The sequence below is a fragment of the Kitasatospora sp. NPDC052868 genome (assembly GCF_044547105.1).
GTDB lineage: Bacteria > Actinomycetota > Actinomycetes > Streptomycetales > Streptomycetaceae > Kitasatospora.
Genome location: NZ_JBITZW010000002.1, coordinates 211,017 through 236,831 on the forward strand (window position 1 = coordinate 211,017; position 25,815 = coordinate 236,831).

General features: G+C 73.1%; 24 protein-coding genes and 1 riboswitch. Of the genes, 14 read left to right on the forward strand and 10 right to left on the reverse strand.

Annotated elements, in window-relative coordinates; genetic code table 11:
* Window positions 1-36: 36 nt before the first annotated feature.
* The 3 genes from ACIGZJ_RS04580 to ACIGZJ_RS04590 form a co-directional block, all read right to left on the reverse strand.
* Window positions 37-1,179, reverse strand: a complete 1,143-nt coding sequence (locus tag ACIGZJ_RS04580; RefSeq protein ID WP_396455904.1) for a glycerate kinase — start codon at window positions 1,177-1,179, stop codon at window positions 37-39.
* A 361-nt stretch (window positions 1,180-1,540) separates the two neighbouring features.
* Window positions 1,541-2,428, reverse strand: a complete 888-nt coding sequence (locus tag ACIGZJ_RS04585) for a 2-hydroxy-3-oxopropionate reductase (RefSeq protein WP_392931356.1) — start codon at window positions 2,426-2,428, stop codon at window positions 1,541-1,543.
* A 40-nt stretch (window positions 2,429-2,468) separates the two neighbouring features.
* Window positions 2,469-3,314 (reverse strand): TIM barrel protein, encoded by an 846-nt coding sequence (locus ACIGZJ_RS04590; protein ID WP_396455905.1) that lies wholly within the window; start codon window positions 3,312-3,314, stop codon window positions 2,469-2,471.
* Window positions 3,315-3,550: 236 nt separating this feature from the next.
* Here ACIGZJ_RS04590 and ACIGZJ_RS04595 point away from each other — a divergent pair, with 236 nt between their 5' ends.
* From ACIGZJ_RS04595 to ACIGZJ_RS04625, 7 genes are all read left to right on the forward strand, one after another.
* Window positions 3,551-3,796 (forward strand): thiamine-binding protein, encoded by a 246-nt coding sequence (locus ACIGZJ_RS04595; RefSeq protein WP_387946203.1) that lies wholly within the window; start codon window positions 3,551-3,553, stop codon window positions 3,794-3,796.
* Window positions 3,793-4,179 (forward strand): helix-turn-helix domain-containing protein, encoded by a 387-nt coding sequence (locus ACIGZJ_RS04600; protein WP_396455906.1) that lies wholly within the window; start codon window positions 3,793-3,795, stop codon window positions 4,177-4,179. Before ACIGZJ_RS04595 ends, ACIGZJ_RS04600 begins: the two co-directional genes overlap by 4 nt.
* Before the next feature lie 241 nt (window positions 4,180-4,420).
* On the forward strand, window positions 4,421-4,924 hold the full coding sequence (gene uraD, locus ACIGZJ_RS04605) for a 2-oxo-4-hydroxy-4-carboxy-5-ureidoimidazoline decarboxylase (RefSeq protein ID WP_392931361.1): 504 nt from the start codon (window positions 4,421-4,423) through the stop codon (window positions 4,922-4,924).
* Window positions 4,925-4,983: 59 nt separating this feature from the next.
* A complete protein-coding gene (gene uraH, locus ACIGZJ_RS04610; protein WP_396455907.1) occupies window positions 4,984-5,319 on the forward strand; it encodes a hydroxyisourate hydrolase in 336 nt (111 codons plus the stop codon).
* A 27-nt stretch (window positions 5,320-5,346) separates the two neighbouring features.
* On the forward strand, window positions 5,347-6,261 hold the full coding sequence (pucL, locus tag ACIGZJ_RS04615; protein ID WP_396455908.1) for a factor-independent urate hydroxylase: 915 nt from the start codon (window positions 5,347-5,349) through the stop codon (window positions 6,259-6,261).
* A gap of 271 nt (window positions 6,262-6,532) precedes the next feature.
* The gene (locus ACIGZJ_RS04620; protein WP_396455909.1) at window positions 6,533-7,996 is read left to right on the forward strand and encodes a nucleobase:cation symporter-2 family protein; all 1,464 of its coding nucleotides are present in this window, start codon (window positions 6,533-6,535) and stop codon (window positions 7,994-7,996) included.
* 62 nt (window positions 7,997-8,058) lie between these two features.
* The gene (locus ACIGZJ_RS04625) at window positions 8,059-9,444 is read left to right on the forward strand and encodes an 8-oxoguanine deaminase (protein WP_396455910.1); all 1,386 of its coding nucleotides are present in this window, start codon (window positions 8,059-8,061) and stop codon (window positions 9,442-9,444) included.
* Window positions 9,445-9,703: 259 nt separating this feature from the next.
* On the opposite strand, the gene ACIGZJ_RS04630 is transcribed toward ACIGZJ_RS04625, so the two are convergent.
* Window positions 9,704-10,942 carry an MFS transporter gene (locus tag ACIGZJ_RS04630; RefSeq protein WP_396455911.1) on the reverse strand — a complete coding sequence of 413 codons (1,239 nt, stop codon included), beginning with the start codon at window positions 10,940-10,942 and terminating at the stop codon, window positions 9,704-9,706.
* Window positions 10,943-10,997: 55 nt separating this feature from the next.
* Between ACIGZJ_RS04630 and ACIGZJ_RS04635 the strand changes: the two genes are divergently transcribed.
* On the forward strand, window positions 10,998-12,005 hold the full coding sequence (locus ACIGZJ_RS04635; RefSeq protein WP_396455912.1) for a helix-turn-helix domain-containing protein: 1,008 nt from the start codon (window positions 10,998-11,000) through the stop codon (window positions 12,003-12,005).
* Window positions 12,006-12,045: 40 nt separating this feature from the next.
* Here ACIGZJ_RS04635 and ACIGZJ_RS04640 read toward each other — a convergent pair whose 3' ends face one another.
* Both ACIGZJ_RS04640 and aceB read right to left on the reverse strand, forming a co-directional pair.
* Window positions 12,046-12,432 carry a gamma-glutamylcyclotransferase gene (locus ACIGZJ_RS04640; protein ID WP_396455913.1) on the reverse strand — a complete coding sequence of 129 codons (387 nt, stop codon included), beginning with the start codon at window positions 12,430-12,432 and terminating at the stop codon, window positions 12,046-12,048.
* A gap of 142 nt (window positions 12,433-12,574) precedes the next feature.
* On the reverse strand, window positions 12,575-14,227 hold the full coding sequence (gene aceB / locus ACIGZJ_RS04645) for a malate synthase A (RefSeq protein ID WP_396455914.1): 1,653 nt from the start codon (window positions 14,225-14,227) through the stop codon (window positions 12,575-12,577).
* 200 nt (window positions 14,228-14,427) lie between these two features.
* Between aceB and ACIGZJ_RS04650 the strand changes: the two genes are divergently transcribed.
* Together ACIGZJ_RS04650 and ACIGZJ_RS04655 are read left to right on the forward strand one after the other, a co-directional pair.
* On the forward strand, window positions 14,428-15,225 hold the full coding sequence (locus tag ACIGZJ_RS04650; protein WP_392931377.1) for an IclR family transcriptional regulator: 798 nt from the start codon (window positions 14,428-14,430) through the stop codon (window positions 15,223-15,225).
* A gap of 187 nt (window positions 15,226-15,412) precedes the next feature.
* Complete coding sequence (locus ACIGZJ_RS04655) at window positions 15,413-16,000, forward strand: hypothetical protein (RefSeq protein WP_396455915.1); 588 nt, start codon at window positions 15,413-15,415, stop codon at window positions 15,998-16,000.
* 28 nt (window positions 16,001-16,028) lie between these two features.
* Here ACIGZJ_RS04655 and ACIGZJ_RS04660 read toward each other — a convergent pair whose 3' ends face one another.
* Window positions 16,029-17,300 carry a hypothetical protein gene (locus tag ACIGZJ_RS04660; protein ID WP_396455916.1) on the reverse strand — a complete coding sequence of 424 codons (1,272 nt, stop codon included), beginning with the start codon at window positions 17,298-17,300 and terminating at the stop codon, window positions 16,029-16,031.
* Between the two features lies 1 nt (window position 17,301).
* Window positions 17,302-17,467: riboswitch (cyclic di-AMP (ydaO/yuaA leader) on the reverse strand.
* Window positions 17,468-17,763: 296 nt separating this feature from the next.
* Between ACIGZJ_RS04660 and ACIGZJ_RS04665 the strand changes: the two genes are divergently transcribed.
* Window positions 17,764-19,803 carry a hypothetical protein gene (locus ACIGZJ_RS04665; RefSeq protein ID WP_396455917.1) on the forward strand — a complete coding sequence of 680 codons (2,040 nt, stop codon included), beginning with the start codon at window positions 17,764-17,766 and terminating at the stop codon, window positions 19,801-19,803.
* 195 nt (window positions 19,804-19,998) lie between these two features.
* Window positions 19,999-20,328: a MoaF-related domain-containing protein gene (locus ACIGZJ_RS04670; RefSeq protein ID WP_396455918.1), complete on the forward strand. Its 330-nt coding sequence runs from the start codon at window positions 19,999-20,001 to the stop codon at window positions 20,326-20,328.
* 120 nt (window positions 20,329-20,448) lie between these two features.
* Here ACIGZJ_RS04670 and ACIGZJ_RS04675 read toward each other — a convergent pair whose 3' ends face one another.
* Both ACIGZJ_RS04675 and ACIGZJ_RS04680 read right to left on the reverse strand, forming a co-directional pair.
* Window positions 20,449-21,591: an alpha/beta hydrolase gene (locus ACIGZJ_RS04675; protein WP_396455919.1), complete on the reverse strand. Its 1,143-nt coding sequence runs from the start codon at window positions 21,589-21,591 to the stop codon at window positions 20,449-20,451.
* Window positions 21,592-21,983: 392 nt separating this feature from the next.
* Entirely contained in the window at window positions 21,984-22,610 is a 627-nt protein-coding gene (locus ACIGZJ_RS04680; RefSeq protein WP_396456227.1) for a TetR/AcrR family transcriptional regulator, read from the reverse strand.
* A 362-nt stretch (window positions 22,611-22,972) separates the two neighbouring features.
* On the opposite strand from ACIGZJ_RS04680, the gene ACIGZJ_RS04685 reads away from it, so the two are divergent.
* Complete coding sequence (locus tag ACIGZJ_RS04685) at window positions 22,973-23,737, forward strand: SDR family NAD(P)-dependent oxidoreductase (protein WP_396455920.1); 765 nt, start codon at window positions 22,973-22,975, stop codon at window positions 23,735-23,737.
* Between the two features lie 94 nt (window positions 23,738-23,831).
* Here ACIGZJ_RS04685 and ACIGZJ_RS04690 read toward each other — a convergent pair whose 3' ends face one another.
* Window positions 23,832-24,542, reverse strand: coding sequence for a TetR/AcrR family transcriptional regulator (locus ACIGZJ_RS04690; protein WP_396455921.1), 711 nt, complete (start codon window positions 24,540-24,542; stop codon window positions 23,832-23,834).
* Between the two features lie 111 nt (window positions 24,543-24,653).
* Here ACIGZJ_RS04690 and ACIGZJ_RS04695 point away from each other — a divergent pair, with 111 nt between their 5' ends.
* The gene (locus ACIGZJ_RS04695; protein ID WP_396455922.1) at window positions 24,654-25,775 is read left to right on the forward strand and encodes a DNA-binding protein; all 1,122 of its coding nucleotides are present in this window, start codon (window positions 24,654-24,656) and stop codon (window positions 25,773-25,775) included.
* Window positions 25,776-25,815 lie beyond the last annotated feature (40 nt).

The window sequence follows — 25,815 nt, forward strand, 5'->3', positions numbered from 1 at the left end:
AAAACGTCAATGTAGGAAGATACGAGAGGCCGGCCGCTAACGGGAGAGGAACTCCGCCGCCAGCCGCTCCCCCGCGACCTCGGCCAGCTCAGCCGCCCTGGTCATGCTGTCCCCCGGCTGCTCGGCCAGGTCGGTGAGCGCGTACGCGGCGGCGAAACCGGCCGCCCGCCACTCCCGTTCCGACAGCTCCAGCCGTCCTGCCACAGCGGCCACCCGAACCCCCGCCCGGGTGGCCGCCGCGGCAACGCCGGCGGGGGCCTTGCCATGGAGCGTCTGCGCGTCCAGGCACCCCTCACCGGTCACGACGAGGCGTGCCCCACGCACGGCCGCGTCGAAACCCAGCAGTTCGAGCATCAGCTCGATGCCGGGTCGCATGGTGGCGCCCAGCAGGGCGAGGGCGGCGAAGCCGACCCCGCCCGCGGCCCCGGCGCCGGGGGCGTCACGGAGGTCCCGTCCGACGGCCTCGCCGACCACGTCGGCGAAGCGGGCCAGGCCCTCCTCCAGGATCACCAGGTCCTCGCCGTCCGCACCCTTCTGCGGGCCGTAGACGGCGGTCGCGCCGCGCGGGCCCAGCAGCGGGTTGTCCACGTCGCAGGCCACCACGACCTCGACGCCGGTCAGCCCGTCGGCCAGCGAGCCGAGGTCGAGCCGGGCCAGTCGGCGCAGCGCGGCGCCGCCGGGCGGCAGCTCGGTGCCGTCGGCGTCCAGCAGGCCGACGCCGAGCGCCTGGACCATGCCCGCGCCGCCGTCGGTGCAGGCGCTGCCGCCGAGGCCGAGCACGATCCGCTTGGCGCCCAGGCCGACCGCCCGGCCGATCAGCTGGCCCACCCCGTAGGAGCCGGCCGCGAGCGGGGCGGTCCGGCCGCCGGGCAGCCGGGCCAGTCCGGAGGACTGCGCCAGCTCGACCACGGCGGTGTCGCCCCGGACGGCCAGCGCGGCGTCCACCGGCAGGCCGGTCGGACCGGCCACCTTGGCCGGGATCCGGGTGAAGCCGGCCGCCAGCGCGGCGGCCAGGGTGCCCTCGCCGCCGTCGGCGACGGGCAGCTCGCGGACCTCCACGCCGGGTGCGCCGCGGCGGATGCCGGCCGCGATCCGGGCGGCGACCTCGGCGCCCTCCAGGGTGCCCTTGAACTTGTCGGGAGCTACGACCACATGGCCCTGAGCGGGGGTGGCGGGCATGGTGCGGGCCTCACTTCCGGACGTCTGGCGATGGTTCGTCAAGCATGTGCCCCCGCGGCGGGCCGGGCCCGGGAGGGGCCCGGCGGGATCCGCCGCCGGGGATCGGGGTTCGGCCCCCTCCCCGCCGTTCCCCTCGTCCCGCTTCCGACGTACGAGAGGCTCCCCTCGGCGAGGGAGGAGGCCGGGCGACACGCAGCCGGCACGACCGAAGTGCCCCCGACAGGGAGTGCGCGCCGCCGGTCTGGTCGATCGGCAGGGGGCGGATGAGCCCCAGCCCGCCTGCCGATCGGGTCAAGCCTCCTGGTGGCGCGGGCACGACCGGATAGGTACACGCCACCAGGAGGAGTCAGGGGGAGCGGGGCTACGCGACCTCGCGGCCCGAGAGCCGCTCGACGCCGCGCAGCAGCGCCGAGTGGTCGAGCGAGCCGTCGCCGTTGGCCCGGGCGGAGGCGACCAGCTGGGCGACCACGGCGCCGACCGGCAGCGCGGCGCCCACGGCGCGGGCGGCGTCGGTGACGATGCCCATGTCCTTGTGGTGCAGGTCGATCCGGAAGCCGGGGGCGAACTCGCGGTTCAGCATGTTCGCCTTCTTGCGGTTCAGCACGGTCGAGCCGGCCAGGCCGCCGCCGAGGACGTCCAGCGCGGCGGCGAGGTCGACGCCGGCGTTCTCCAGGAAGACCACGGCCTCGGCCAGGACCTGGATGTTCACCGCGACGATCAGCTGGTTGGCGGCCTTGACGGTCTGGCCGGCGCCGGCCGGGCCGACGTGGACGACCGTGGTGCCCAGGACGTCGAACAGCGGCTTCGCCTCGGCGAAGTCCTCGGCCGCGCCGCCGACCATGATCGACAGCACCGCCTCGACGGCACCGGCCTCGCCGCCGGAGACCGGGGCGTCCAGGGTGCGGACGCCCTTCTCCCGGGCGGCGGCCTCCACCTTGATCGAGGTCTGCGGGGTGATGCTCGACATGTCGATGACGAGCGTGCCGGGCTGCACGTTCTCCAGCACGCCGCCCTCGCCGAGGACGGCCTGCTCGACGTGCGGGTCGGCCGGGACCATGGTGATGACGACCTCGGCGTCCTTCACCGCGTCCGCGATGCTGCTCGCACCGTGGCCGCCGGCCGCGACCAGCGCGTCGATCTGCGGCTGGGTGAGGTTGAAGCCGGTGACGTGGTGGCCGGCCTTGACCAGGTTGGCGGCCATCGGGCTGCCCATGATGCCGAGGCCGATGAAGGCGATCTTGCGGCTCATCGCGTCGTTCCTTATGTCGTGAAGGGGGTGGGGGCGGGGACTACTTCGCGGCGCGGTACTCGCGCGGCAGCCACTCGAAGGCGTCGGCACTGACGCCGCCGGCAGGGCGGTACTCCAGGCCGATCCGGCCGGTGTAGCCGGCCGCGGTGAGCCGGGCGAAGAGGTCCTCGAAGTCGAGCTCGCCGGTGCCGGGCTCGTTGCGGCCCGGGGTGTCGGCGATCTGCACGTGGCCGAAGCGGTCGGCGTAGCGGTCGATCACGGCCGCCAGGTCCTCGCCGTTCCTGGCCAGGTGGTACAGGTCGCAGAGGAAGCGCGCGTTGCCCAGGCCGGTCGCGGCGTTGACCTTGTCGACGACCTCGACCGCGGCGGCCGCGGAGACCAGCGGGTAGTCCGGGGACTCGGGCTTGTTGAGCGCCTCGATCAGCAGGACCGCGCCGATCGCGTGGGCGGCCTCGGCGGCGATCACGAGGTTCTCCAGCGCGAGCGCGTCCTGCTCGGCCGGGTCCACGCCCTCGACCCGGTTGCCGTAGAGCGCGTTGAGCGCCTTGGTGCCGAGCGAGGCGGCGAGTGCGGCCGCGACCGGGACGTTGGCCCGGAAGCGGTCCTTCTCGGCCGGGACGGAGACGGTGCCGCGGGCGCCCTTGGTGAGGTCGTCGAGGAAGTTGAGGCCGGTGAGCTGCACTCCCGCGTCGGTGAAGGCCTTGCGGAGCGCGTCCAGCTCGGCCTCCGACGGGGTGTGGTCCTCGCCGAAGGGCCACCACAGCTCGGCGGCGGTGAAGCCGGCGGCGGCGGCCGCGGCCGGGCGCTCCAGGAGCGGAAGCTCGCTGAACAGGATCGACAGGTTGACCGTGTAGCCGTGCTCGGAAGCGGCAGTCACGTCAATCACCTCTCACTCTCTTCCGTCTATCCGCAACTTCCACGATCCGGAAGAGGGATTCTGCTTGGTGGAAGCATGTCCGCCGGGTCGAGCGGGTGTCAAGGCCGCCGCAACAATTTGTTGAAGTGGCCCGGTCCCGCCCGTCGAACCGGCCGCGGACTGTTCGATCGACCAGCCGCCTACCGGCCCGCGACCACCCCCTGACCGCCCCCGCCCCCGCTCGCTACAGTGAGCAGGTGCGATTGATGGTGGAGTTCACGACAGAACCGTTCGAACTGGACACGTTCCCGGAGCACGCCGCGGCGGCCCGGAAGGTGGTCGACGAGGCCGGCCTGGCCGTCGCGGTCGGCCCGTTCGGCACCGGCGCGGAGGGGGAGGCCGACCAGGTCCTCGCCGCCGTGACCAAGCTGCTCCGGGAGACCCTGGACGCCGGCGCGACCCGGATCTCCGTCCAGGTCAGCGTGCTGGGCGAGGAGGGCGGTACGCCGTGACCGAGCAGCACCACGTGGACCACCCGCTCGCCGCGGCGATAAAGCCGCTGCTGGACGCGGTCGGCGCGACGCCCGTCCCGCTGGACGAGGCGAAGGCCGAGGACGTCGTCCTGGAGTGGGAGGGCGCCCCGGCCCTGGCCGTCCGGCTGCCCCACCTCAGCAGTGCGCTGGACCGCCTGCTCACCGAGATGACCCGGCAGTTCGACGGCCGCCCGCTGGCCGAGCTGGACCGCTGGGAGAAGCAGCGCGTGGTCGCCCTGCTGGAGGAGCGGGGCGCCTTCACCGTCCGCCACGGGGTGGAGACGGTCGCCTCGGCGCTCGGCGTCAGCCGCTTCACCGTGTACAACTACCTCAACCGCCAGGACGGGACGAAGTCCGGCTGATTCCGGCCGGGCGCGTACGCCCGGGGGGCGGACCCGCAGGCCGGGCCGAACGGGTGAAACCCCTCGGCTCGGCCAGTCTGGACCAGCCCCCGGCGGGGCACACTTGGCTAATCGCACACGAAACGGCCAGGCAACACGCGCCGGTTCAAAACGTAACCACCAACCGTTCAACAAAGTGTTGACGGCCCGGGTGGGTCGATCTAGCTTGTGCGGGTGGCACCACTCTTCAGGAGGTCCACCCGTGACCAACCACCCCCACGCCCTTGAGGCCCTGGCGGCGGCCGACGCCGCCGAGCTGAAGGCGATTCTGCTGGAGGTCTGCTCCAGCCCCGGCTGGGCCACCGCCGTCGCGGCGGCCCGACCGTGGTCCGACCGTGACGCCCTGCTCGCCGCCAACGCGGCGGCCATGGACGCGCTCACCGTCTCCGACCTGCACGACGCCATGGCCGGCCACGCCCGGATCGGCAAGCCCAAGACGGGCGACGCCACCTCCGAGCGCGAGCAGGCCGGCATCCAGGGAGTGGACACCGCTCTCCTCGATGACCTGCACGAGGCCAACGCCGCCTACGAGGCCAAGTTCGGCCACGTGTTCCTGATCTGCGCGACCGGCCGCACCGCGGCCACCATGCTCGCCGCCCTGCGCGAGCGCTACCCCAACGACGCCGCCACCGAGGCGGAGATCGTCCGAGGCGAGCTGCGCAAGATCAACGACATTCGCATCAACCGCCTGCTCGACGAGTCCTGAACTCCCGCCCCGGGAGCCGACTCAGCGTCATATCTGCCATCAGTAAGGTCACTTCACCCATGACTGGCATCTCCACCCACGTGCTCGACACCAGCCTCGGCCGCCCGGCCGAGGGCGTCCCGGTCGAGCTCGCACTGCACACCGAGGGTGGCTGGACGGTGCTCGGCGCCTCCGCCACGGACTCCGACGGCCGGGCCAAGGACCTGCCGGCCGTGGAGGCGGGCTCGGTCGTCCGGCTCCGGTTCGACACCGCCGCGTACTACGCGCGGACGTCGGACGAGGCGCCGTTCTTCCCCGAGGTCTCGATCGTCTTCACGGTCGCGCCCGCGCAGCACCACTACCACGTGCCGCTGCTGCTCAACCCGTTCGGATACTCGGTCTACCGCGGAAGCTAGACCGCCTCATTGATTGGGAGCCATGTCATGGCCCACGTGCTCGGTCAGAACCAGTACGGCAAGGCGGAGAACCGCATCGTCCGCGTCTACCGTGACAGCACCCGTCACGAGATCAAGGACCTGAACGTCTCGGTCGCCCTCTCCGGCGACCTCGACGACGTCCACCTCACCGGCTCGAACGCCAACTGCCTGCCCACCGACACCACCAAGAACACCGTCTTCGCCTTCGCGAAGGAGTACGGGATCGAGTCGGCGGAGCAGTTCGGCATCACGCTGGCGAAGCACTTCGTGGACAACAACGAACCGATCCACCGCGCCCGGATCCGGATCGAGGAGTACACCTGGGACCGGATCAAGACCCCGGACAACTCGGCGCGCTTCATCGGATCCGAAGAGGTCGGCCACTCGTTCGTCCGCAACGGCGGCGAGACCCGCACCAGCGAGATCGTCTACGACGGCGAGAGCTTCCAGGTCATCTCGGGCCTCAAGGACCTCGTCGTGATGAACTCCACCAACTCGGAGTTCTGGGGCTACATCAAGGACAGGTACACCACCCTCCAGGAGGCGTACGACCGCATCCTGGCCACCCAGGTGACGGCCCGTTGGAAGTACGGCTTCAACGGCCGCGACGCCGAGGCCCAGCCCAACTGGAACCGCTCCTACACCCACGTGCGGCGGCACCTGCTGGAGGCCTTCGCCGAGACCTACTCCTACTCGCTGCAGCAGACCCTGCACTCGATGGGCACCCGCGTGCTGAACAACCGCGCCGAGGTGGACGAGGTACGCCTGGAGCTGCCCAACAAGCACCACTTCCTGGTGGACCTGGAGCCGTTCGGCCTCAAGAACGACAACGAGGTCTACTACGCCGCCGACCGCATGTACGGCCTGATCGAGGGAACCGTGCACCGCGAGGGCGTCGTCCCGGTCATCCCGGTCGCCTGACCGCCCCACCCCCATGAACCCCGACCGGCACCACCGCACCCTCCGGCCGTCCGCGGCCGGCTGGTGCCGGGCGGACCGCTGCACCCGCAGTACCTGTTTCTCCACCCCCACCAACCGGAGATCGTGCCCGCCTCGCGGCGGCCGGCCCGGGGTGCCGGAGAGGCCGGCCGAGGGATCCTTGCACCGCCGTCCCGTCCTCGGTCACCGCACAGCAGGCCGTTCTCCAGCGCCGCGGGCGCGCCGGGAGCCTCGGGCACAAGAGGGGCTCGACATGGCACCCAGCAACACCAGCACCAAAGACGGCGGTTCCACCCCTGACAGACCCCTTGGTCCGGACGGTGTGTCAACCAACCTCCCCGACACCCCGTCCGGGCCGGGGGTCCACCCCGTGGACGAGCTGCTGCCACCCGTGAGGCTCTTCTCCACCGGCCTCCAGCACGTCGCCGCGATGTACGCGGGAGTCGTCGCTCCCCCGCTCATCGTCGGCGCCGGCGTGGGACTCTCCCCCGCCGAGCTCGCCCTGCTCATCTCGGCCAGCCTGTTCACCGCCGGACTGGCCACCCTCTTGCAGACCCTCGGCATCTGGAAGATCGGCGCGCGGCTGCCGTTCGTGAACGGCGTCTCGTTCGCGGGCGTCGCCCCGATGATCGCGATAGCCAAGGAGCACGGACCGAAGGACGCCCTCCCGGTGATCTTCGGAGCGGTGATCGTCGCGGGGCTCCTGTGCTTCCTCGCGGCGCCGTACTTCTGCAAGCTGATCAGGTTCTTCCCGCCGGTCGTCCAGGGCACCGTGATCACCCTCATCGGGGTGTCCCTGCTGCCGGTGGCGGTGAACTGGGCCCGCGGCGGCTCGCCGGCCGCGCCCGGTTACGGCTCCACGCGGGCCATCGGCCTCGCCGCGATCACCCTCGTCGCGGTGGTGCTCTGCAACCGGCTGCTGCGCGGCTTCTGGCAGCAGCTCTCCCTGCTCATCGGTCTGGCGATCGGCACCCTGCTCGCCTTCCCGCTGGGTCTGGCCGACTTCGGCGCGGTCCAGGACGCGAAGGTCTTCGCGCTCCCCTCCCCGTTCCACTTCGGCGCGCCGATGTTCGACGCCGCCGCGATCGTCTCGCTGTGCATCGTCATGGTGGTCTCGATGACCGAGTCCACCGCCGACATGCTCGCGCTCGGCCGGATCGTCGACCGCGAGGCCGACGAGCGCACGCTCGCCGCGGGCCTGCGGGCCGACGGGCTGGCCACCGCGCTCAGCCCGGTCTTCAACGGCTTCGCCGCCAGCGCCTTCGCCCAGAACATCGGGCTGGTGGCGCTGACCAGGATCCGCAGCCGCTTCGTGGTCGCGGCCGGCGGAGGCATCCTGATCCTGCTCGGGCTCTTCCCGGTGCTCGGGTCGGTCGTCTCCCTGGTACCGCAGCCCGTCCTGGGCGGCGCCGGGATCGTGCTCTTCGGCACGGTCGCGGCGAGCGGCATCCGCACCCTCGCGGAGGCCGGTATGGAATCCAGCTCCAACACCATCCTGGTCTCCGTCTCGCTCGGTGTCGGGATCATCCCGATCGCCGCGCCGACCTTCTACGACGCGTTCCCGGAGGCCGTCCGCACCCTGATGCACTCCGGCATCTCGGCCGGCTGCGTGATGGCCGTCCTGCTCAACCTGCTCTTCCACCACGTCGGAGTCGCCCGCCGGTCCCCCACCGACGGGGGCGCCGGCGCGACGGTGCCGACGGCGACACCGTCCTGACCGGTCGGGGGTGCGCACCGCTCACGGCGCGCCCCCGGCCCTCCCCCCATAGGAGACACACCATGGCAGTCCAGCCCCCGCCCGCCGACCAGCGGATCGTCATCGAGAACGTCGCGATCGCGACGGTCGACGCCAACGACACCGAGTACGCCCGCGGCCACGTGGTCCTCCTCGGCAACCGGATCGAGTCGGTCGGCGACGGCCCCGCCCCGCAGTGGCTGGACAACGTGGTACGCCGGATCAACGGCGAGGGCCACCTCGTCACCCCCGGCCTGGTCAACACCCACCACCACTTCTACCAGTGGATCACCCGCGGCCTGGCCCAGGACAACATCCTCTTCGACTGGCTGGTCGCCCTGTACCCGACCTGGGCCCGGATCGACGACCGGCTCGTCCACGCCGCCGCCCAGGGCTCGGCCGCCGCGCTGCTCAAGTCCGGTTGTACGACCGCCTCGGACCACCACTACGTCTTCCCCAAGGACGGCGGCGACATCCTCGGCGCCGAGATCGAGGCCGTCCAGGAGCTCGGCATGCGCTTCACCGCGCTGCGCGGCTCGATGGACCGCAGCAAGAAGGACGGCGGCCTGCCGCCGGACCACGCGGTCGAGAACACCGAGGACATCCTGATCGCCTCCGAGGCCGCCGTGGACAAGTACCACGACGCCTCCTTCGACTCGATGCTGCACATCGCCATCGCGCCCTGCTCGCCGTTCTCGGTCTCCACCGAGCTGATGCGCGAGGCCGCCCTGCTGGCCCGCCGCAAGGGCGTCCGGCTGCACACCCACGGCTCCGAGACCGCCGAGGAGGAGGCGTTCTGCAAGGAGCTGTTCGGCATGGGCCCGACCGACTACTTCGAGTCGGTGGGCTGGCTGGGCGAGGACGTCTGGATGGCGCACTGCGTCCACATGAACGACTCCGACATCGCCAAGTTCGCCGAGACCGGCACCGGCGTGGCGCACTGCCCCTCCTCCAACGCCCGCCTCGCGGCCGGCATCGCCCGCGTCCCGGACATGCTCAGGGCCGGCGTCCCGGTCGGCCTCGGCGTGGACGGCACCGCCTCCAACGAGTCCGGCGAGCTCGGCACCGAGCTGCGCAACGCGCTGCTGATCAACCGCCTGCACGGCTCGCCGACCGCGCTGACCGGCCGCCAGGCCCTGCGCCTGGGCACCATGGGCGGCGCCCGGGTGCTCGGCCGGCAGAACGAGATCGGCTCGATCGAGGCCGGCAAGCTCGCCGACCTCGCCCTGTGGAAGATCGACGGCATCATGCACTCCTCGATCGCCGACCCGATCGCCGCCCTCACCCTCGGCGCCCTGCCCCCGCTGGCCACGCTCTTCGTCAACGGCAACGCCGTGGTCGAGAAGGGCCAGCTGACCACCGTCAACGAGGACCGGATCGCCCAGGCCTGCGCCCGCGCCGCCCGGGAGCTCGCCGCCCGGCCGGTCTGACGGCCGGACACCCCGGAGCGCTCCACGACACCTCGGAACACCCCAGGTACCTGACTACACCCCAGACCCCTGACAACACCCCAGACTCCGGGCCGCCCAGGGACGGTGCGTGACCCGGACTCCGTGAGCCGCCTCCAACCGGGCGGCGAGCGGACCGCAGCCCCGGACCCACGGCGAGGGTCCGGGGCTGCGGCGTACCCGCACCCGACCGGGCCGCCCGCTCCCACCCCCGTGGGGCGCGGGCCGGCCCGGTCGGCCGTCACCCGGCGCGCGCCGCCCCGCGGACGGCCACCGGCAGGGCCTGCCCGGCCAGCGCGAACAGCCCCGCCAGGACCACCCAGCCCACCGCGCCGTGGTCGACCGCCGTCAGCGTGATCACCAGCGGCCCGATCACATGCGCCGCCGCCTGCCCGCTCATGAACACCCCCTGGTACTCGCCGTGCGCCTGCGGATCGGCCAGGTCCAGGCTGAGCGTCCAGCCACCGGCGGAGGTCAGCAGCTCCCCGAGGGTGTGCACCAGCGCCCCGGCCAGCAGCACCCCGGCGGCCGCCGCCGCCGGGCCGAACTGCGCCGCCGCGTAGACCAGACAGGCGGCCGCCAGCAGCAGCGCGCCCCGGGCACACGCCCGCGCGGCCGTGGCGACATCGGTGACCCCCCGGCTCGCCCGGACCTGGAACAGCACCACCAGCAGGCAGTTGACCACGTTCACCGCGGCGAGCACCGCCGGCGGCGCGTCCGTGCCGAGTACGATCCACAGCGGCAGGCCCACCCCGAGCACCGCGAGCTGCAGCTCCAGCACCGCGTGCAGGGCGGTGACCAGCAGGTACCGGCGGTCCCGCAGCGCCGACCGCCGCTTCACCGGCACGCCGGCGTCGGCCGCCGGGCCGGCCTCCCCGTCCGGGACGGGCAGCCCGACCAGCAGCGCCGACGCCCACAGGAAGCTCAGCGCGTCCAGCACCAGCACGGCCACGTACCCGGTGTACGAGTCGCTCTGCAGGACGAGCGCCGCTCCGCCGGAGCCGACCACCAGGCCCGCGTTCATCACCGAGCGCAGCAGCGCCCGGGCACGGATCTGGTTCTCGGCGGGCACCGCCCGGGCGATCAGGGCGCTGCGCACCGCCGACGAGCCGCGCGACAGCACCGTCGCCGCGCAGGTCAGCAGCACGAACGCGGCGAAGGAGTGCACGAAGGCGTAGCCGAGCACGGCCGCGGCCTCCAGCGGCCCGACCACCAGCAGCAGCCGCCTGCTGCCGACGCGGTCCGCCAGCCGCCCCATCGGCACCCCGGCGAACACGCCGCAGACGCCGGCGACCGTGAGGCCGAGCGCGACCCGACCGGGTGTCAGGCCGATCCAGCGGGTGAAGAAGAGCACGTTCACCGTGATGAAGAGGCCGTTCCCGACCGTGTTCACCAGGCTCATCAGCACGAGTCGGCGTAGCAGTGGATCGTCCGGCAGAAAGCGGCCGACGACGGTCGGGCGCGCCATGGTGGAGGTCATGGCAGAAGCACAGCGGGGTTCCCGAACGGGCGGAATTCTTTTACCGTTACGGTCAATGTTCGAGTTCCGCTTCGGCGTCGACGACCTCGCCGCGACCTGGTTCGCCTACTCCCCGCTGCAGGAGGCGGTGCTGAGTCTGCGCACCCGTTCGGCGGCCTCCCGCTACCCGGAGCAGCAGCCGTGGCTGGCCCGCTGGCAGTCCCGGTACGAGACGCTGGACACCGCGCTGCTGGAGTCGCTGATCGCGCCGGTCGGCTTCGTGCCGGACTTCCTCACCCCCCGTCCGGGCACCCCGCGCCCGGACTTCGCCGCCGAACTCGCGCGCCTGGCGGACACCCCGCCGGAGGTGGTGCGGGCGGACGTGCTCGCCGCGTACCGGGGGGACGGCAGCCCGCTGCCGCCGGTGCTCGCCGCTCTCGTGGACGACCCGGCCGCGCTGACCGCGCGGGTGGCCGAGGCGCTGGAGGCGTACTGGACGCGCTGCCTCGCGCCGGACTGGTGGCCGCGGGCGCGGTCGGTGCTGGAGGCGGACATCGCGTACCGGGGCCGGATGCTCTCGGAGCGCGGCGCGGAGGGGCTCTTCGCGGACCTCGACGACCGGCTCCGCTGGCAGGCCGGGGTGCTGCGGCTCACCGACCCGCATCCGGCGGTACGGGCCGTGGGCGCCTCGGTGGACGTCGCCGGGCGGGGGCTGGTGCTGATCCCGACGCTGTTCGGGCTGGGCGCGCAGACCGACATCACCCAGGTCGGGCCGCCGCTGATCGCCTACCCCGCGCGCGGCAAGGCCACCATGAGCGAGGGTCTGACGGCCGCTCACCGGGCGGAGCCGCACGGGCCGCTGGCCGGGCTGATCGGCGCGCCCCGGGCCAGGCTGCTCGTCCTGCTGGCGACTCCCGCCAGCACCACCGAGCTCGCCCACCGGCTGGGGGTCACCCCGGGCGCGGTCAGCCGCCATCTGGGGGCGCTCGCCGCCGCCGGCCTGCTCGACCGGGCCCGGCACGGCCGCAGCGTGCTCTACCGCCGCAGCCGGCTCGGCGACGAGCTGGCGGCGGGCCGGTCCTGAGCCGGGCGCCCGTGGCGGTCCGGCCCGGGGCGGCGGCGGCTCAGGCCGTCCGGCCGAGGGTGGCGAGGTAGGCGCGCCAGCCGCCGTGGTGGGTGATCTCCCGGTGGACGCCGCGCTCGGCCTCGCCGCGGGCGAGCAGCATCGAGAGGCAGGCGGAGCCGTCGTCGAGCTTGATCACGCCGAGTTCCAGCTCGGGCGGCTCGCCGGGGAGGATGACGTCCCGCAGGTGCTCCAGGGTGATGTCGTACAGCTCGCCCTCGATCGCGGTGCCGGCGGCGGGGTCGGGGTGCAGCCCGGGGCAGACGTCGTCGATGGAGAAGAACCGGTAGCCGGGCGCGGTGCGGACCGGACCGATCAGGGCGTCGGCGACGGAGGCGTGGAACGGACCGCCGACCATGGCCTGGCCGTTGAAGAAGATGCGGGGCACTGCGGGCTCCTCGGATGACAGGCCGTTCCGTACGGCGACGAGAGGACAGGTGGGTTCGTCGCCGTACGGAACGGAGTAAAGGGGCGGCCGGACTGCTACAGCCTGGCAGGCGGCAGCGGCCGCGCCGGTGGATAGGTTGGGATCAGCCCAGCAGGGGAAGCGCGGGGAGGGTCAGGAAGTCCGCGAACTCCTCGGCGAGGGCGACCTGTTCGAAGAGCCCGGCGGCCTCGCGCCAGCGCCCACCGGCGTAGGCCTCGTCGCCCAGCTCGGCCCGGAGCCCGGCCAGCTCCTCGGCCACCAGCCTGCGCACCAGCTCGGCGGTGGCCTTCTCGCCGGTGTCGGCCAGCACCACGCCGTTGTTGACCCACTGCCAGATCTGCGAGCGGGAGATCTCGGCGGTGGCGGCGTCCTCCATCATGTTGAAGATGCCGACGGCGCCGAGGCCGCGCAGCCAGGCCTCGATGTAGCGGATCCCGACCTGGACGGCGTTGTGCAGGCCGACCCGGGTGCAGCTGCCGCCGGAGCCGGCGATGTCGAGCAGCTGGGCGGCGGTGACGGGCTCGGCCGGGCCCGGGTTGTCCTTCTGGTTCGGGCGCTCGCCGAGCACGGCGTCGAAGCAGGCGCGGGCGACCGGGACGAGGTCGGGGTGGGCGACCCAGGAGCCGTCGAAGCCGTTGCCGGCCTCGCGGTCCTTGTCGGCCTTGACCTTCTCCAGGGCGGCGGCGTTGACCTCGGGGTCGCGGCGGCTGGGGATGAACGCGGCCATGCCGCCGATGGCGTGGGCGCCGCGCCGGTGGCAGGTCTGCACCAGCAGGCGGGTGTAGGCGGCCATGAACGGGGAGGCCATGGTGACGGAGTTGCGGTCCGGCAGGATGTAGTGCTCGCCGGCGTCGCGGAAGTTCTTGACGATCGAGAACAGGTAGTCCCAGCGGCCGGCGTTGAGCCCGGCGGCGTGCTCGCGCAGCTCGTAGAGGATCTCGTCCATCTCGAACGCGGCGGTAATGGTCTCGATCAGCACGGTGGCGCGGATGGTGCCGTGCGGGATGCCGAGGGCGGCCTGGGCGTGGGTGAAGACGTCGTTCCAGAGCCGGGCCTCGAGGTGGCTCTCGGTCTTCGGCAGGTAGAAGTAGGGGCCGGAGTTCGGGTCCTCGGCGCCGCGGGCCAGCAGCCGGGCGGCGTTGTGGAAGAAGTAGAGGCCGAAGTCGAGGAAGGCGCCGGCCACCGGGGTGCCGTCGACCAGCAGGTGGTTCTCGTCCAGGTGCCAGCCGCGCGGGCGGACCACGACGGTGGCGAGTTCGGCGGCCGGCCGCAGGGTGTAGGCCTTGCCGGCCGGGGAGGTGAAGTCGATCCGGCCCTCGAAGGCGTCGATCAGGTTGACCTGGCCGCTGACGACGTTCTCCCAGGTGGGGGAGGTGGCGTCCTCGAAGTCCGCGAGCCAGACCCGCGCCCCGGAGTTGAGGGCGTTGATCACCATCTTGCGGTCGGTGGGGCCGGTGATCTCGACCCGGCGGTCCCGGAGCGCCCGGGGGGCCTCGGCGACCTTCCAGTCGCCGGCCCGCACGGCGGCCGTCTCGGGGAGGAAGTCCAGCGTCCCGGCCCTGGCGGTCTCGGCCCGGCGGGTCTTTCGTCGGACCAGGAGTTCCTGCCGTCGGCCTTCGAAGGCGCGGTGGAGGCCGACCACGAAGGCGACCGCCTCCGGAGTGAGCACCTCCTCCGCCCGCGGGACGCGCGGACCGGCGACAGTGACGACCGGAGCGGCGGGAGAGGCGCCGGCGGGTCCCTGATCTGTAGCCATGGGCAGGACACTCCTAAGACGGTTGAGCCTGGCGAAGGGAGCTCCGGTGGGAACTTCCTTGATCTGAACCGATCGGAACCCACCTGTCGGCTGGTCCGATTCTGTAAGGTGGAGACTAGTTTCCGCGATACAGAATTTCAACGGTTTGTTGAGGTGATCGCTGGGACTCTACTCCTCCCCCGACAGCGAAGGGAACGCCGGTGGTCGCCACCCCCGACACAGCATCGACGACCAGCACGGACCGCGCGAGCGGCGGCGTGCAGTCCGTCGAGCGCGCCTTCCAGCTGCTGGAGGCACTGGCCGACGCCGGCGGCGTGGCGACGCTCAGCGAACTGTCCACCTCGTCCGGTCTGCCGATGCCGACCATCCACCGCCTGGTTCGTACCCTCGTGCAGCAGGGCTATGTCCGCCAGGACACCGCGCGCCGCTACACCCTCGGGCCGCGGCTGATCCGCCTGGGCGAGACGGCCGGCCGGCTGCTCGGCAGCTGGGCCCGCCCGTACCTGGCCGAACTCATGGAGGCCACCGGCGAGACGGCCAACCTGGCCGTGCTGGAGGGCGGCGAGGTGGTGTACGTCGGGCAGGTGCAGTCGCGGCGCTCGATGCGGATGTTCACCGAGGTCGGCCGCCGGGTGCAGCCGCACTGCACCGGCGTCGGCAAGGCGCTGCTGGCGCAGCTGCCCGAGGAGGAGGCGCGCGCCGTGCTCGGCCCCAACCCGCTGCCCGCGCACACCTCGTACACGGTGACCGACCCGCAGCAGCTGCTGGACCAGCTGGCGCAGGCGCGCGAGCGCGGCTACGTGGTGGACGACCAGGAGCAGGAGATCGGGGTGCGCTGCATCGCGCTCGCGGTGCCGGGTGCGCCGACCCCGACGGCGCTCTCGGTCTCCGGTCCGGAGGCGCGGATCCGAGCCCTGGAGGAGCAGGCGGGCGCGGCCTCGCTCGTCCCCGTCATGCAGGAGATCGCGACCCGGCTGGGGCGCGTCCTGGCACCCTGACGGGCGGTCACTCCTGCCGTCCCGCACGCAGAGCGTCGGACCGGCCGACTTCCGGTGGAACTGTTCGCCCGTTCGAGCGGCCCGAGGGCGGGTCGACCCGGCCGCGGCGGGCCGCTCGGTCACGCTGGGGCGGACGCGGCCCGCAACGGTGCGGGGCGCCGGAACGCAGAGGGCAGGGTGAGCGGCGATGTCGCGCAGTGGGTCCGTACGGGGTTACTTCGGCAGGTCACTGACGGTGGGGGCGGCGCTGGTGGTGCTGGCCACCGGGCCCGCGTGGGCGTGTTCGGACACCGATCCGGCGCCGGGGGGCGACCCGGCGGCGGAGGTCGCGGCGCCCGCGGCGCCCGCGCCCGCAGTGCCCGCAGCGCCCGCGCCCTCCAAGTCCGACCTGGAGGTGGTCCGGATCGACCCGGACGCCGCCGCGCCCGGCGGCACCACCACGGTGCACGCCTTCGTGGGCAACGGCGGCCCGGAGACGACGGCCTCCTCGTTCACCGTGGTGGTCACCCTGCCGGAGGGGGTGACGGCCGAGGGGCCGTTCTTCCCGGAGAACTGCTACGACTTCCAGAACGGCCACCGGGTGCGCTGCACCTTCCCCGCGGGGCTGGGCGTGTTCCGCAGCGCGACGGCGCTGATCCCGGTCCGGCTCGCCTCCACCGTCCCCGTCGGCGACCTGAGCGGCGGCTATGTCGCGGTGCGCAGCGACGACGACCAGAACGAGGCGAACAACCGGCAGCCGTTCACGATCCCGGTCGTGGAGACCGCCCGCTCCTGACGGGGCGGGCGGTCTGCGACGGCCGGTTCTAGCGGTACACGCGGACGTAGTCCGCACCGAAGGTGATCGGAGCCGTTCCCTGCGGCGCGGGGTGGTAGTTCCCCGCGCTCAGGGAGAGGTTGAGGATCAGGTAGGCCGACCAGTTGGCGCCGACGCCCTTGCCGTCCGAGAAGACCTTGGTGCCGTTGATGTACCAGTCGACCGAGTTGGCGCCGTAGGAGGTGCCGATGGTGACCCAGCCGTCCTTGGCGATCGCCTTGGCGTCGGTGTAGTACAGGTGGCCCGGGTTGACGTGGTTGGTCAGCTCCAGCAGGTTCGGGTTGTCGGGGTGGTACTCGAAGGAGTCGATCTCCCCGTTGCCGTTCTTCCAGGTCCACAGGGCCGGCCAGGCGCCGGTGCCGGCCGGGAGCTTGACCCGGGTCTCGGCGTAGTCGCCGGTCTTCACCTGGAAGCCCTCGCTGGAGTACTCGGTGGTGAGCAGCCCGGTGTCCCAGGACTGCTTGCCGTTCTCCAGCTTGTTGGCGCCCGGCTTGGCGGTGAAGGTGGCGACCCCGCCGGAGACGCTGACGTTGTTCTTGTTCAGCCAGTCGAGCTTGTTGTCGTCCGGGTTGTGGTTGCCGTAGTGGTAGGCGCTGGACTTGTCACCGGTCCAGCGGGAGCCGTAGGCGATCGGGCCGTTGAACTCGTCGGACCAGGTCAGCGACTTCCCCGCGACGGGGGCGCCGGTGGCCGGGGTCGACGGGGTGGCGGTCGCGGTGGGCGACGGCGTCGGGGTCGGGGTGGGCTTGGGAGTGGCGGTCGCGGTCGGCGTCGGGGTCGGGGTCGGGGTGGCCGTGGCGCCGGAGACCACGAGCTGGCGCGAGGGCAGGTTGTGCCAGGCGCCGGCGGAGTCCTGCCAGAAGCCGAACTGGGTGTACGTCCCGGCGGGCAGGGTGCGGGCACCGGTGGTGATCGACAGACCGCTGGGGCAGATCTGCGCGTTGGCGACGTTGCCGGGGAAGTCGAGGTTGCGCCCGGCCGCGTCGCGGACGCCCACGCCGACGGTCTTGGCGGTGAAGCAGGCCGAGGAGTGGACGGTCAGCGAGGCCGCGGTGGCCTTGCCCGCGACCATGGTGGCCGGGGCGAGCTTGTCCTGGGTGACGGTCGGCGCGGCGGCCGCCTGGGCGGTGGTGACCGCCGGGACGCCGAGCAGGCCGGCGCCGGTGACGGCGAGCGCGCCGGTGACGGCGAAGGCGGTGTTGCGGCCCCGGTGGGAGGGGCGGGCATGGCGCGGTGCGGTGCGCCGGGCAGGCTTCTGCATGGGGTGTCCTCTGCCACGCCTGCGAGGTGAGCTGTCGGGTTCGGGCTGAGGTTGCCCGGCCGCCTGTGGAGCGGCTTCACCCCTAGCCACGGCCCGTGCGCGGGAGCGCACGGGTCGGGCACTGACCTTGGGTCCCCCGCTCCCGTCCGCTGTGGTGCTCGGTTACGCGCCGTCGGGTGGACAGGACTCGGCGTCCCGACGGCGGGGTCCGCGAGGGCGGACGACTCGTGCAGGCTAGGCAGGCCGTCCGGAGCGCGCCAAGGAATCGGCGGCGGTTGTCGCACAGCTCACACCGGCCCGGGCGGGCCGCCGGTCCAGCGGCCGGACACTCGCACATGTGTACGTTCCATGGCGCTTATGATGTCGCCTTGAAGGTCGTGTACCCACGGGTGCCGGCCGGTATCGCGTCCTGACCGGGGGGGTGCGAGACACAGGACCCGATCGAAGAGAGCGCTCTTTCGCGATGGCCTTTCCGTCTGCCGTACTGGACCGACCGTCGGATGCTCCACCGTTCACCGGAGAGCTCCGTCCCCAGGAAGGCGGGACGCCGCGGCGCCGCCTTCCGCTGCTCGCCGCACTCCTCGCGGCGTCCTGGCTGCTGCCGCTCGCCCTGCACCCGGCCGGACTGGACGTGGTGCTGCTGCCGGTCCTGGTGCTGGCCGTGGCCTCACTCATCCGGGTCGGCGGCGGCCTGGTCGACCGGCTCTTCGCGGCCGCCCTGATCACCGCCGCCGGCGTGATGGCCTTCGGGCTGCTCTTCTCGGTCTGGCCCTGGGGCATCCACCCGGTGCCGACCGCCGGGGTGCTGCTCAGCACCGTCTGCCTGGCCGGCTGGCTGGCCGACCGGCGTCCGCGCCTGCCGCTGCGCCTGCGCGGGACGGACGCGCTGGTGGCGGGCACCGCGGCCGGCGTCTGGTACCTCCTGCACCAGGCGGTGGCCGGCAAGTCGCTCACCGAACGGGTGGCGTACATCGCCACCGCCGAGGACCGGCTGGGGCACTTCTCCTACTTCGAGGGCATCCGGCACGTCGGCGGCTACGCCTTCCTGCACCAGGAGCAGGCCCGGACGTACATGATGACCCCGGCCGAGGCGGTGTACCCGCAGGGGTCGCACTTCCTGCTGGCCTGGGTCGACGCCCTGGTCCGCTCCTCCACCGCGCCCGGTGCCGCGCTCGACGCGATGAACCGCTACTTCCTCTATGTGCTGGCCGCCTACGCGCTGCTCTGCGCCGCCCTGGTCTGGGCGGCCCGGTGGATCGGCGGCCCGCGGCTACGCGGCTGGCAGGCCACCGCCGTCTGCGCGACCACGGCCTCGCTGATGCTCGCCTGCAACTACTCCGACCTGGTCGGACACGGCTTCGACTCCACGATCATCGGGCTGCTGTTCCTCGCCGTGGCGCTCCCGCTCGCGGTGCGGCCGGCCATGGGCCGCACCGAGCACCTGCTGATCGCCGTGGCCGGCCTGGTCACCGTCACCTACGTCTACAACCTGTACGGGGTCTTCGCGGGCCTCGCCGTGGCGGGCGGGGTGCTGGTCAACCGGCGCCGCTTCGCCGGTCGGTGGCGCTCGACGGCCCTCGTCCTGCTCGCGGGGCTGGGGGTGGCGGCGCTGCCCAGCGCGGTGTCCGTGCTGTCCGACCTCGACGTCGCGAGCACCTCGAACCTGGCCGGACCGATGGTCGGCACCGACCGCGCCCTGCTGCTCGGCGGCGGGCTGCTCGCCCTGCTCGGCGCGCTCGGCCGGACCACCCGGCGCACCGCCGCCGGCCAGGCGCTGCTGGTGCTGGTCGTCGGGGCGGGCCTGGTGATCGGCGGCTTCGGGTGGTGGCAGCTGCACACCATCGGCTACTACTCGTACTACTTCGAGAAGGTCGGCGCCGCCGGTGTGGTGATCGGCCTGATGTCGATCGGCGCGGTCGGACTGCTGCTGCGCCCCTCCCCCGCCCCGGCGCGCGGCACCTCCCGCCCGGCGCTGCTGCGCCGCGGCGGCGAGGCCGGCCTGTCGGTGCTCGCGGTGGCGACCGCGCTCAGCCTGTTCGCCGGCGTCCAGTGGGGCGTCCTGACCGCCTGGACCAAGCCCGCCGCCTGGTACACCAACCCGCTGGTGGTCTGGAGCCAGGGCAAGGGGCACAGCGATCTCGCGCCGTTCGCCACGACGCTGCTGGAGCGCGACCTCGCCCGGGCGAACGGCGGTCCGCTGATCGCGCTCTACTCGGACGACTCCTACCAGAACCTGCGGTCCACCTTCGTCGCCGAGCTCCTGCTGCGCCGGGGCGGCGAGATGCGGGCGCTGTACGACGTCTACACCGTCAAGGTCTCCTGGCAGCCGACGGCGGAGCAGTACCAGAAGATGCTGCAGGACCTGAGGAACACCATCGCGAAGCTGCCCGCCGCGCCGACCGTGCTGGTGGCCAACAAGTTCATCGCGGACCGGCTGCAGGCCGACCTGACCGCGGCGAAGGTGGCGGCCACCGTCCTGCACGGGCCGGTGCTCGGGCAGTGAGCGGCGGGGTGAGCGGCGGGGTGAGCGGCGGGGCGGTGGGCGCGTGGCGGCGGGCGTGCGGCGGGCGCGCGGCGGTCCGCCGCGTCGTGGGGCGCCGTGAAGTCCACCGGTAAGTCCGCCGGGAACGTCACCCGGTCGGATAGGTTGGAGGCCGACCTGCATGCATCGCACGAGACAACGAGGACCAGCCCAGCCATGACCGCGTCCCTGCCCGCCTTCGCCGGCCGCACCTACCTCTTCCAGGTCGACAACGGCGCGGCGTTCCGCAACGCCTACTCGGCCGACGGCAAGCGGCTGCGCTGGGAGGGCCTCGGCGAGTCGGCCGGCCAGTGGGAGGACGTCGCGCTGCACGTGGCCGAGGTCGGCCCCCAGGTGTACTTCGTCAGCTGGACCGAGCAGAGCGGCATCACCGTCAGCCACGTCATGGACCTCGGCAGGCTGACGGTGCGCGCCTTCTGGACGTACGAGGGCGAGGGCGGCCGGGTCGGCGAGCTGCACACCGGGACGCTGGAGCCGGTCGCCTGACCTGCCGGGTCTCGACGGACCACCGCCGGCCCGGGCGCCTGCCCGGGCCGGCGGTGTCGTTCCTGCGAGGCGTCGGTCCCGGTGCGGACGTCCGGTGGGGTCTGCGCCGGGCCGGGTGGCTCAGACGGTGCCGGCCGGCACCTTGAGGTGCTGGGACAGCCATTCGAGCGAGGACGGCAGCAGCTTGCTCCAGGTCTCGAAGTTGTGGCCGCCGGTCTGCAGCATGCTGTACGAGACCTTCATCGGGCTGTGCGCGGCCGCGATGAACGCCTCCGTCTCACGGCGGTACTCGCCGTCGCCCTCCTTGGTGCCGGCCAGCAGCACGGACACCTTGGGGTGCGGAAGGTTCTTCAGACGCCACATCAGGTCGGCCTCGTCACGGCGCTGGTGACTGCCCTTGAAGAGGTCGCCGGTGGTCGGGTCGTCGGCGGCCTGGTAGTAGCCGGAGAGCGAGACGGCGGTCGGGAAGACCTCCGGGTGGCGCATGGCCAGCTTGAGGGCGCAGTAGCCGCCGGTCGAGTTGCCCATGAAGCCCCAGGCCTGCGGGTCGCCGGAGACCCGGAAGGACGCCTGGATGGCGGACGGGACGTCCTTGACGAAGTACGCCTCGGACTGGGCGCCGCCCGGGATGTCCTCGCACTCGGTGTCCTGCGGCAGCGCGGGCGACGGCCGTACCAGCACCATCACGGTCGGCTGCATCCGCCCCTCCTGCAGCAGCTTGAGTGCCGCGCCGGGGTAGTTGAGCCGGGTCACCAGGTTCTTGGCGATCCCCGGGAAGCCGGTGCTGACGACGACCGCCGGGAACTGCTTCTGCGCGTACTCCGGCTGGAAGTACTGCGGCGGCAGGTAGACGTACCCCTCGGTGGAGAGCCGGGTGGTGGCGCCGTCGATCCGGATCTCGCGGATCTCACCGGACTGCTTCGGGTCCCGGCCGAGCGCCCCGCCGCCCTGGACGGCCGCGTGGCCGATGGTCTCCACCTGGAGGCGGCCGGATGCGTCCACCTTGTTCTGGATGGTGACCGGGCCGTTGTCGCCGGTGCCGAGCAGGTCGTCCCAGCTGCTGTAGAAGGCGAAGTAGTTGTTCGCCACCAGGCCGAGCGCCGCGAGCACGGTGAGCTGGGTGGCGAGCAGGGCGCCGATCCGGCCGAGCACCGCCTGCCAGTTGCGCTTCGCCAGCCTCGGCCACAGCCAGACCGTGCCGGCCATCACCGCAACGGCGATCAGTACGGTCAGCGCCAGCACCTTGTGGCTCGTCAGACCCATGTCCTACTTGCTCCCACGCCTCGAACTGCCCGCCCCCGCAGCTAGGACACCCAGGACGGCCGCCCCGGTTCCCCCGTTCGAAGGACGGGGACCTGCGCCGAGGCACGATCAACAACCAACCAACCCTAGCGCTCCGAAGCGGCCGTCCGGACCCGCCGACCAGCGGGGATCGAACTACGGGGCCGGGAGTCGGGGGTCGGGGGCCGGGAGTCGGGGGTGACGTGGGGAGCGTCACAGGGAGCGGGGCGGGAGCGGGCACTCGCACCTGACGCTCCGTCCGCGGCGAGCGGGCCGCGGACGGAGCGTCAGGCACCGGCACGGCGGGCGGCGGGCCCTGCCCGGTCGGCGTGCGGGCGGTAGGCCCTGCCCGGTCGGCGTGCGGGCGGCGGGCCTCAGCCGATCAGGGTCCAGAGGCGGAGGCCGGCGGTGAGTTCGCGCATGCAGCGGGCGCCGAGCTCCTGCGGGGAGCCCGGGCCGGCGGCGGGGGCGTCCGAGAACGCCCACTCCTCCAGGGCCACCCGGATGGCGACGGTCGCGGCGGCGGCCGCCAGCCGGATCTCCAGCTGGTCGGTCCCCCGGGGGCAGCGGGCGGTGAGCACCGCGCGCAGCCGCTCCTCCGAGTCGCCGTGCACCCGCTGCCAGACCGCGTCCAGCCTGGCGTCCCGCAGCAGGTCGCGGGTCCAGTGCATGGCCTCGATCGCCTGGTCGTCGACCGGCGTGAGGGACTCCACCGCGGAGCGCTCCAGGGCCTCGCGCACCGGCAGATCGGCCGAGCTCTCGGCGAACAGCAGCACCCAGCGGCGCCCGCCGGCCGCCAGCAGCGGGGCGACGGCCTCCTCCTTGACCCGGAAGTAGCGGTAGAAGGTGCGCAGCGAGATGCCGGAGGTGACGGCGATCTCCTCGGCGGTGGTCGCCTCGGCCCCGCGCTCGGCGAAGAGCGCGGCTGCGGTGCGGGCGATCTCCAGCCGGGTGTCGTCACGGCGGCGCTGGTTCAGGGTGGGGCGTCCGGTCACGGAGATCAGCCTACGCGGCTGCGCGCCGTGATGGCGCAACGTGCCATCTGGGCACGTCATGCCAGGAAGGCGGGGTCGGCGGGGTGGCGCGGCGCGCCGGTCTGGCACGTTGCGCCCAGGTGGCACGTTGCGCCGGAATGGCACGTTGCGCCGGGCGGCATGGAACGCCAGGTGGCGCGACGCGCCGGTCTGGCACGTTGCGCCCAGGCGGCATGGAACGCCACGTGGCACGGGGCGCCAGGTGACACGGGAACGCCAGGTGACACGTTGCGCCGGAATGGCACGTCATGACTTATTGGCACGTTGTGCCACTTAGGCGTACCGTGTCAGTCGAGGTCGAGAGGCCGCGAACGAAACGGAGTACCACCATGGAGCGCTTCAGCGGACGGAACGTCCTGATCACCGGCGGCGGCTCGGGCATCGGCCAGGCCACCGTGCACCGGATCCTCGCCGAGGGCGGCCGGGTCGTCGCGGCGGACGTCAACGAGGACGGCCTCAAGAACACCCTGGACCGCGCGCACGCCGACGGCACCGCCGACCGGCTCGCCGTCACGGTGCTGGACGTCTCCGACGAGGCCGCCGTCCGCGCGGCCGTGGCCGAGGCGGTGGCCGGGCTCGGCGGCCTGGACGTCCTGGTGAACGCGGCCGGCATCCTGCGCTCCTCGCACACCCACAAGACCAGCCTGGAGTTCTGGAACAAGCTGCTCGCGGTCAACCTGACCGGCACCTTCCTGATGACCCGGGAGGCGCTGCCCGCCCTGCTCGCCGGCGGCCGGGGGGTGGTGGTCAACTTCAGCTCCACCTCCGCGACCTTCGCCCACCCCTACATGGCCGCGTACGCCGCGACCAAGGGCGGCATCCAGTCCTTCACCCACGCGATCGCGGCCGAGTACGCCAAGCAGGGCCTGCGCGCGGCCTGCGTGGCGCCGGGCAGCATCGACAGCGGCATGACCAACAACCCGGGCCTGCCCACGGACGCCGACTTCAGCCTGCTCGGCAAGCTCTCCCCCGCCCTCGGCCAGGGCTTCGCCGGCCCCGAGACGGTGGCCGGCGTGATCGCCATGCTCGCCTCGGACGACGGCGCCTTCATCACCGGCACCGAGATCCGGATCGACGGCGGCACCCACATGTGACCGGCCACGGCGATGCGAAGGGCCCGTGCCGAGTGGTGGCACGGGCCCTTTCGCCACAGTGCCCAGCACCCCGGGTCGGCCGGTCGACGGCGCGTCAGCCGAACGCGCCGTGCCGGGCGGCCGCGAGGGCGGCGGCGACGGCCCGGTCGGCCGCCGCGTCGTCGACCGGCTCGGCGGTGATCAGCACCCGGAAGTAGAGCGGCGCGGCCAGGGCCTTGACGACCTCGGCCGGATCGACCCCGGCGGGCAGTTCGCCGCGCCCGACGGCCCGTACGACCACCGGCTCGGCGCGGCGCAGCCGGTCCTCGAAGATCCGCGCCCGGGCTTCGGCGACCCCGGGAGCCTGGACGGCCTCCGACAGCATCACGGCGAGCACCGCCGCGCCGGACGGCCCACCCAGCCACGCGGCCAGGCCGCGGGCGAGGGCCCGTAGGTCGCCCTCGACCGTGCCGGTGTCGGGGATCGGGATGTCCGCCGCGAGCTGCCCGGTCAAGGCGTCGACGATCAGCGCGTCCCGGTCCCTCCAGCGCCGGTAGACCGTGGTCTTGTGGACGCCCGCCCGCCGGGCGACCCCGTCGACGGTGAGCGCGGCGTAGCGCATCTCGGCGAGCTCGGCGAGCGTCGCCTCCAGGACCGCGGCCCGCACCTTCTCCCCTCGCCCGACCACCGGCCGCCGCGCCACCGCGCGGCGATCGGACGCGGCGCCGGACGGGTGGGGCTCTGGCACCTGCGGCTCGGCGGCGTCGGGCTCGGAGGCGTCGGGCTCGGAGGTGCGGGAATCGGACGCGGGGGAATCGGACGGCATTGCAACTCCTGGTTGCGTTACGACGAGGGGCGTGGCACGCTCACCGTATCGCGTATCGCAACGGGGAGTTGCGATGCTGTCCATGGCCTTGCCATCTGGAGGGGAACCCGCATGCCCAGGCCCTACCGCCACACCACACCCGTCCCGCAGAAGTCCGCCACCGGCCAGGTGGCCGCCGTCTACACGCAGATGAAGGCGGACTTCCTGCTCGCCGACGGCCCGCTGATGGGTCTCTCCCCCGCCCCCGAGGTGTTGGCCGCCACCTGGGCGCTGCTGCGCGAGGCCGAGATCGTCGGCACCGCGGCACGCGCGGACAAGGAGGCCGTGGCGAGCACCGTCTCGCTGGCCAACCGCTGCCCGTTCTGTACCGAGGCGCACGCCCTGCTCGCGCACGGCGCCGGCGCCCACGAGCTGGCCGAAGCCGCCCGGGCCGGCCGGGCACCCGCCGATCGGCGCCGTGCCGCCCTGCTCGACTGGGCGGCCGCCACCCGCTCCCCCGGCGCCCCGGCCCCGAGCACCCCGCCGTTCCCGCCCGCGCAGACCCCCGAGTTCGTCGGAACGGCACTGGTCACCCACTTCATCAACCGGATGGTGACCTCGCTGCTCGACGAGGAGGCGTTGCTGCCGAACGCAGTGCGCCGCTCGCAGTACGTCCGACGGGCCGCGGCCCTGACCATCGGGTCCGCTGCTCGGCGCAACCCGGCACCCGGAGCCGGCCTCGCCGTTCTGGCCGGGCCCCCGCCGGTCGGCCCGCCTCCCGTCTGGGCCGGGGAGGGCCCGATCGGCACCGCCTACCTGGCCCTGCGCGCCGCCGCCACGGCCGGCGGCGAACTGCTGGACCCCGCGGCCCGGGCCGCGGTGATCGACGCCGTGGCCGACTGGGACGGCGGGCATCCGCAGCTCGGCGGCGACCCGACCGGCGCGGCGGTGGCCGGCCTCCCGGAGCCCGACCGCCCGGGGGCCCGGCTGGCACTGCTGGCCGCGCTCGCCCCGTACCGGATCACGGACGGGGATGTGGCCGCCTGGCGGGCTGCCGAGGCGCGCCGAGCAAGCCGAACAGGCGACGGACGCGGTGCCGACGGGGGCGGTACGGGCGGAGACGGTACGGACGGGGGCGGTACGGACGGGGGTGACGGCGCATTGACCCGGCTGCTCGCCTTCGGCGCGATGGCGGCGGTGCTCCGGGTCGAAACCTGGATCTCCTCGGGGGTGCACCCGGCGCCGACCGCCTGACCGACCGCGGGGGCGGGACACGGCCCGAGGCCCGGACGCC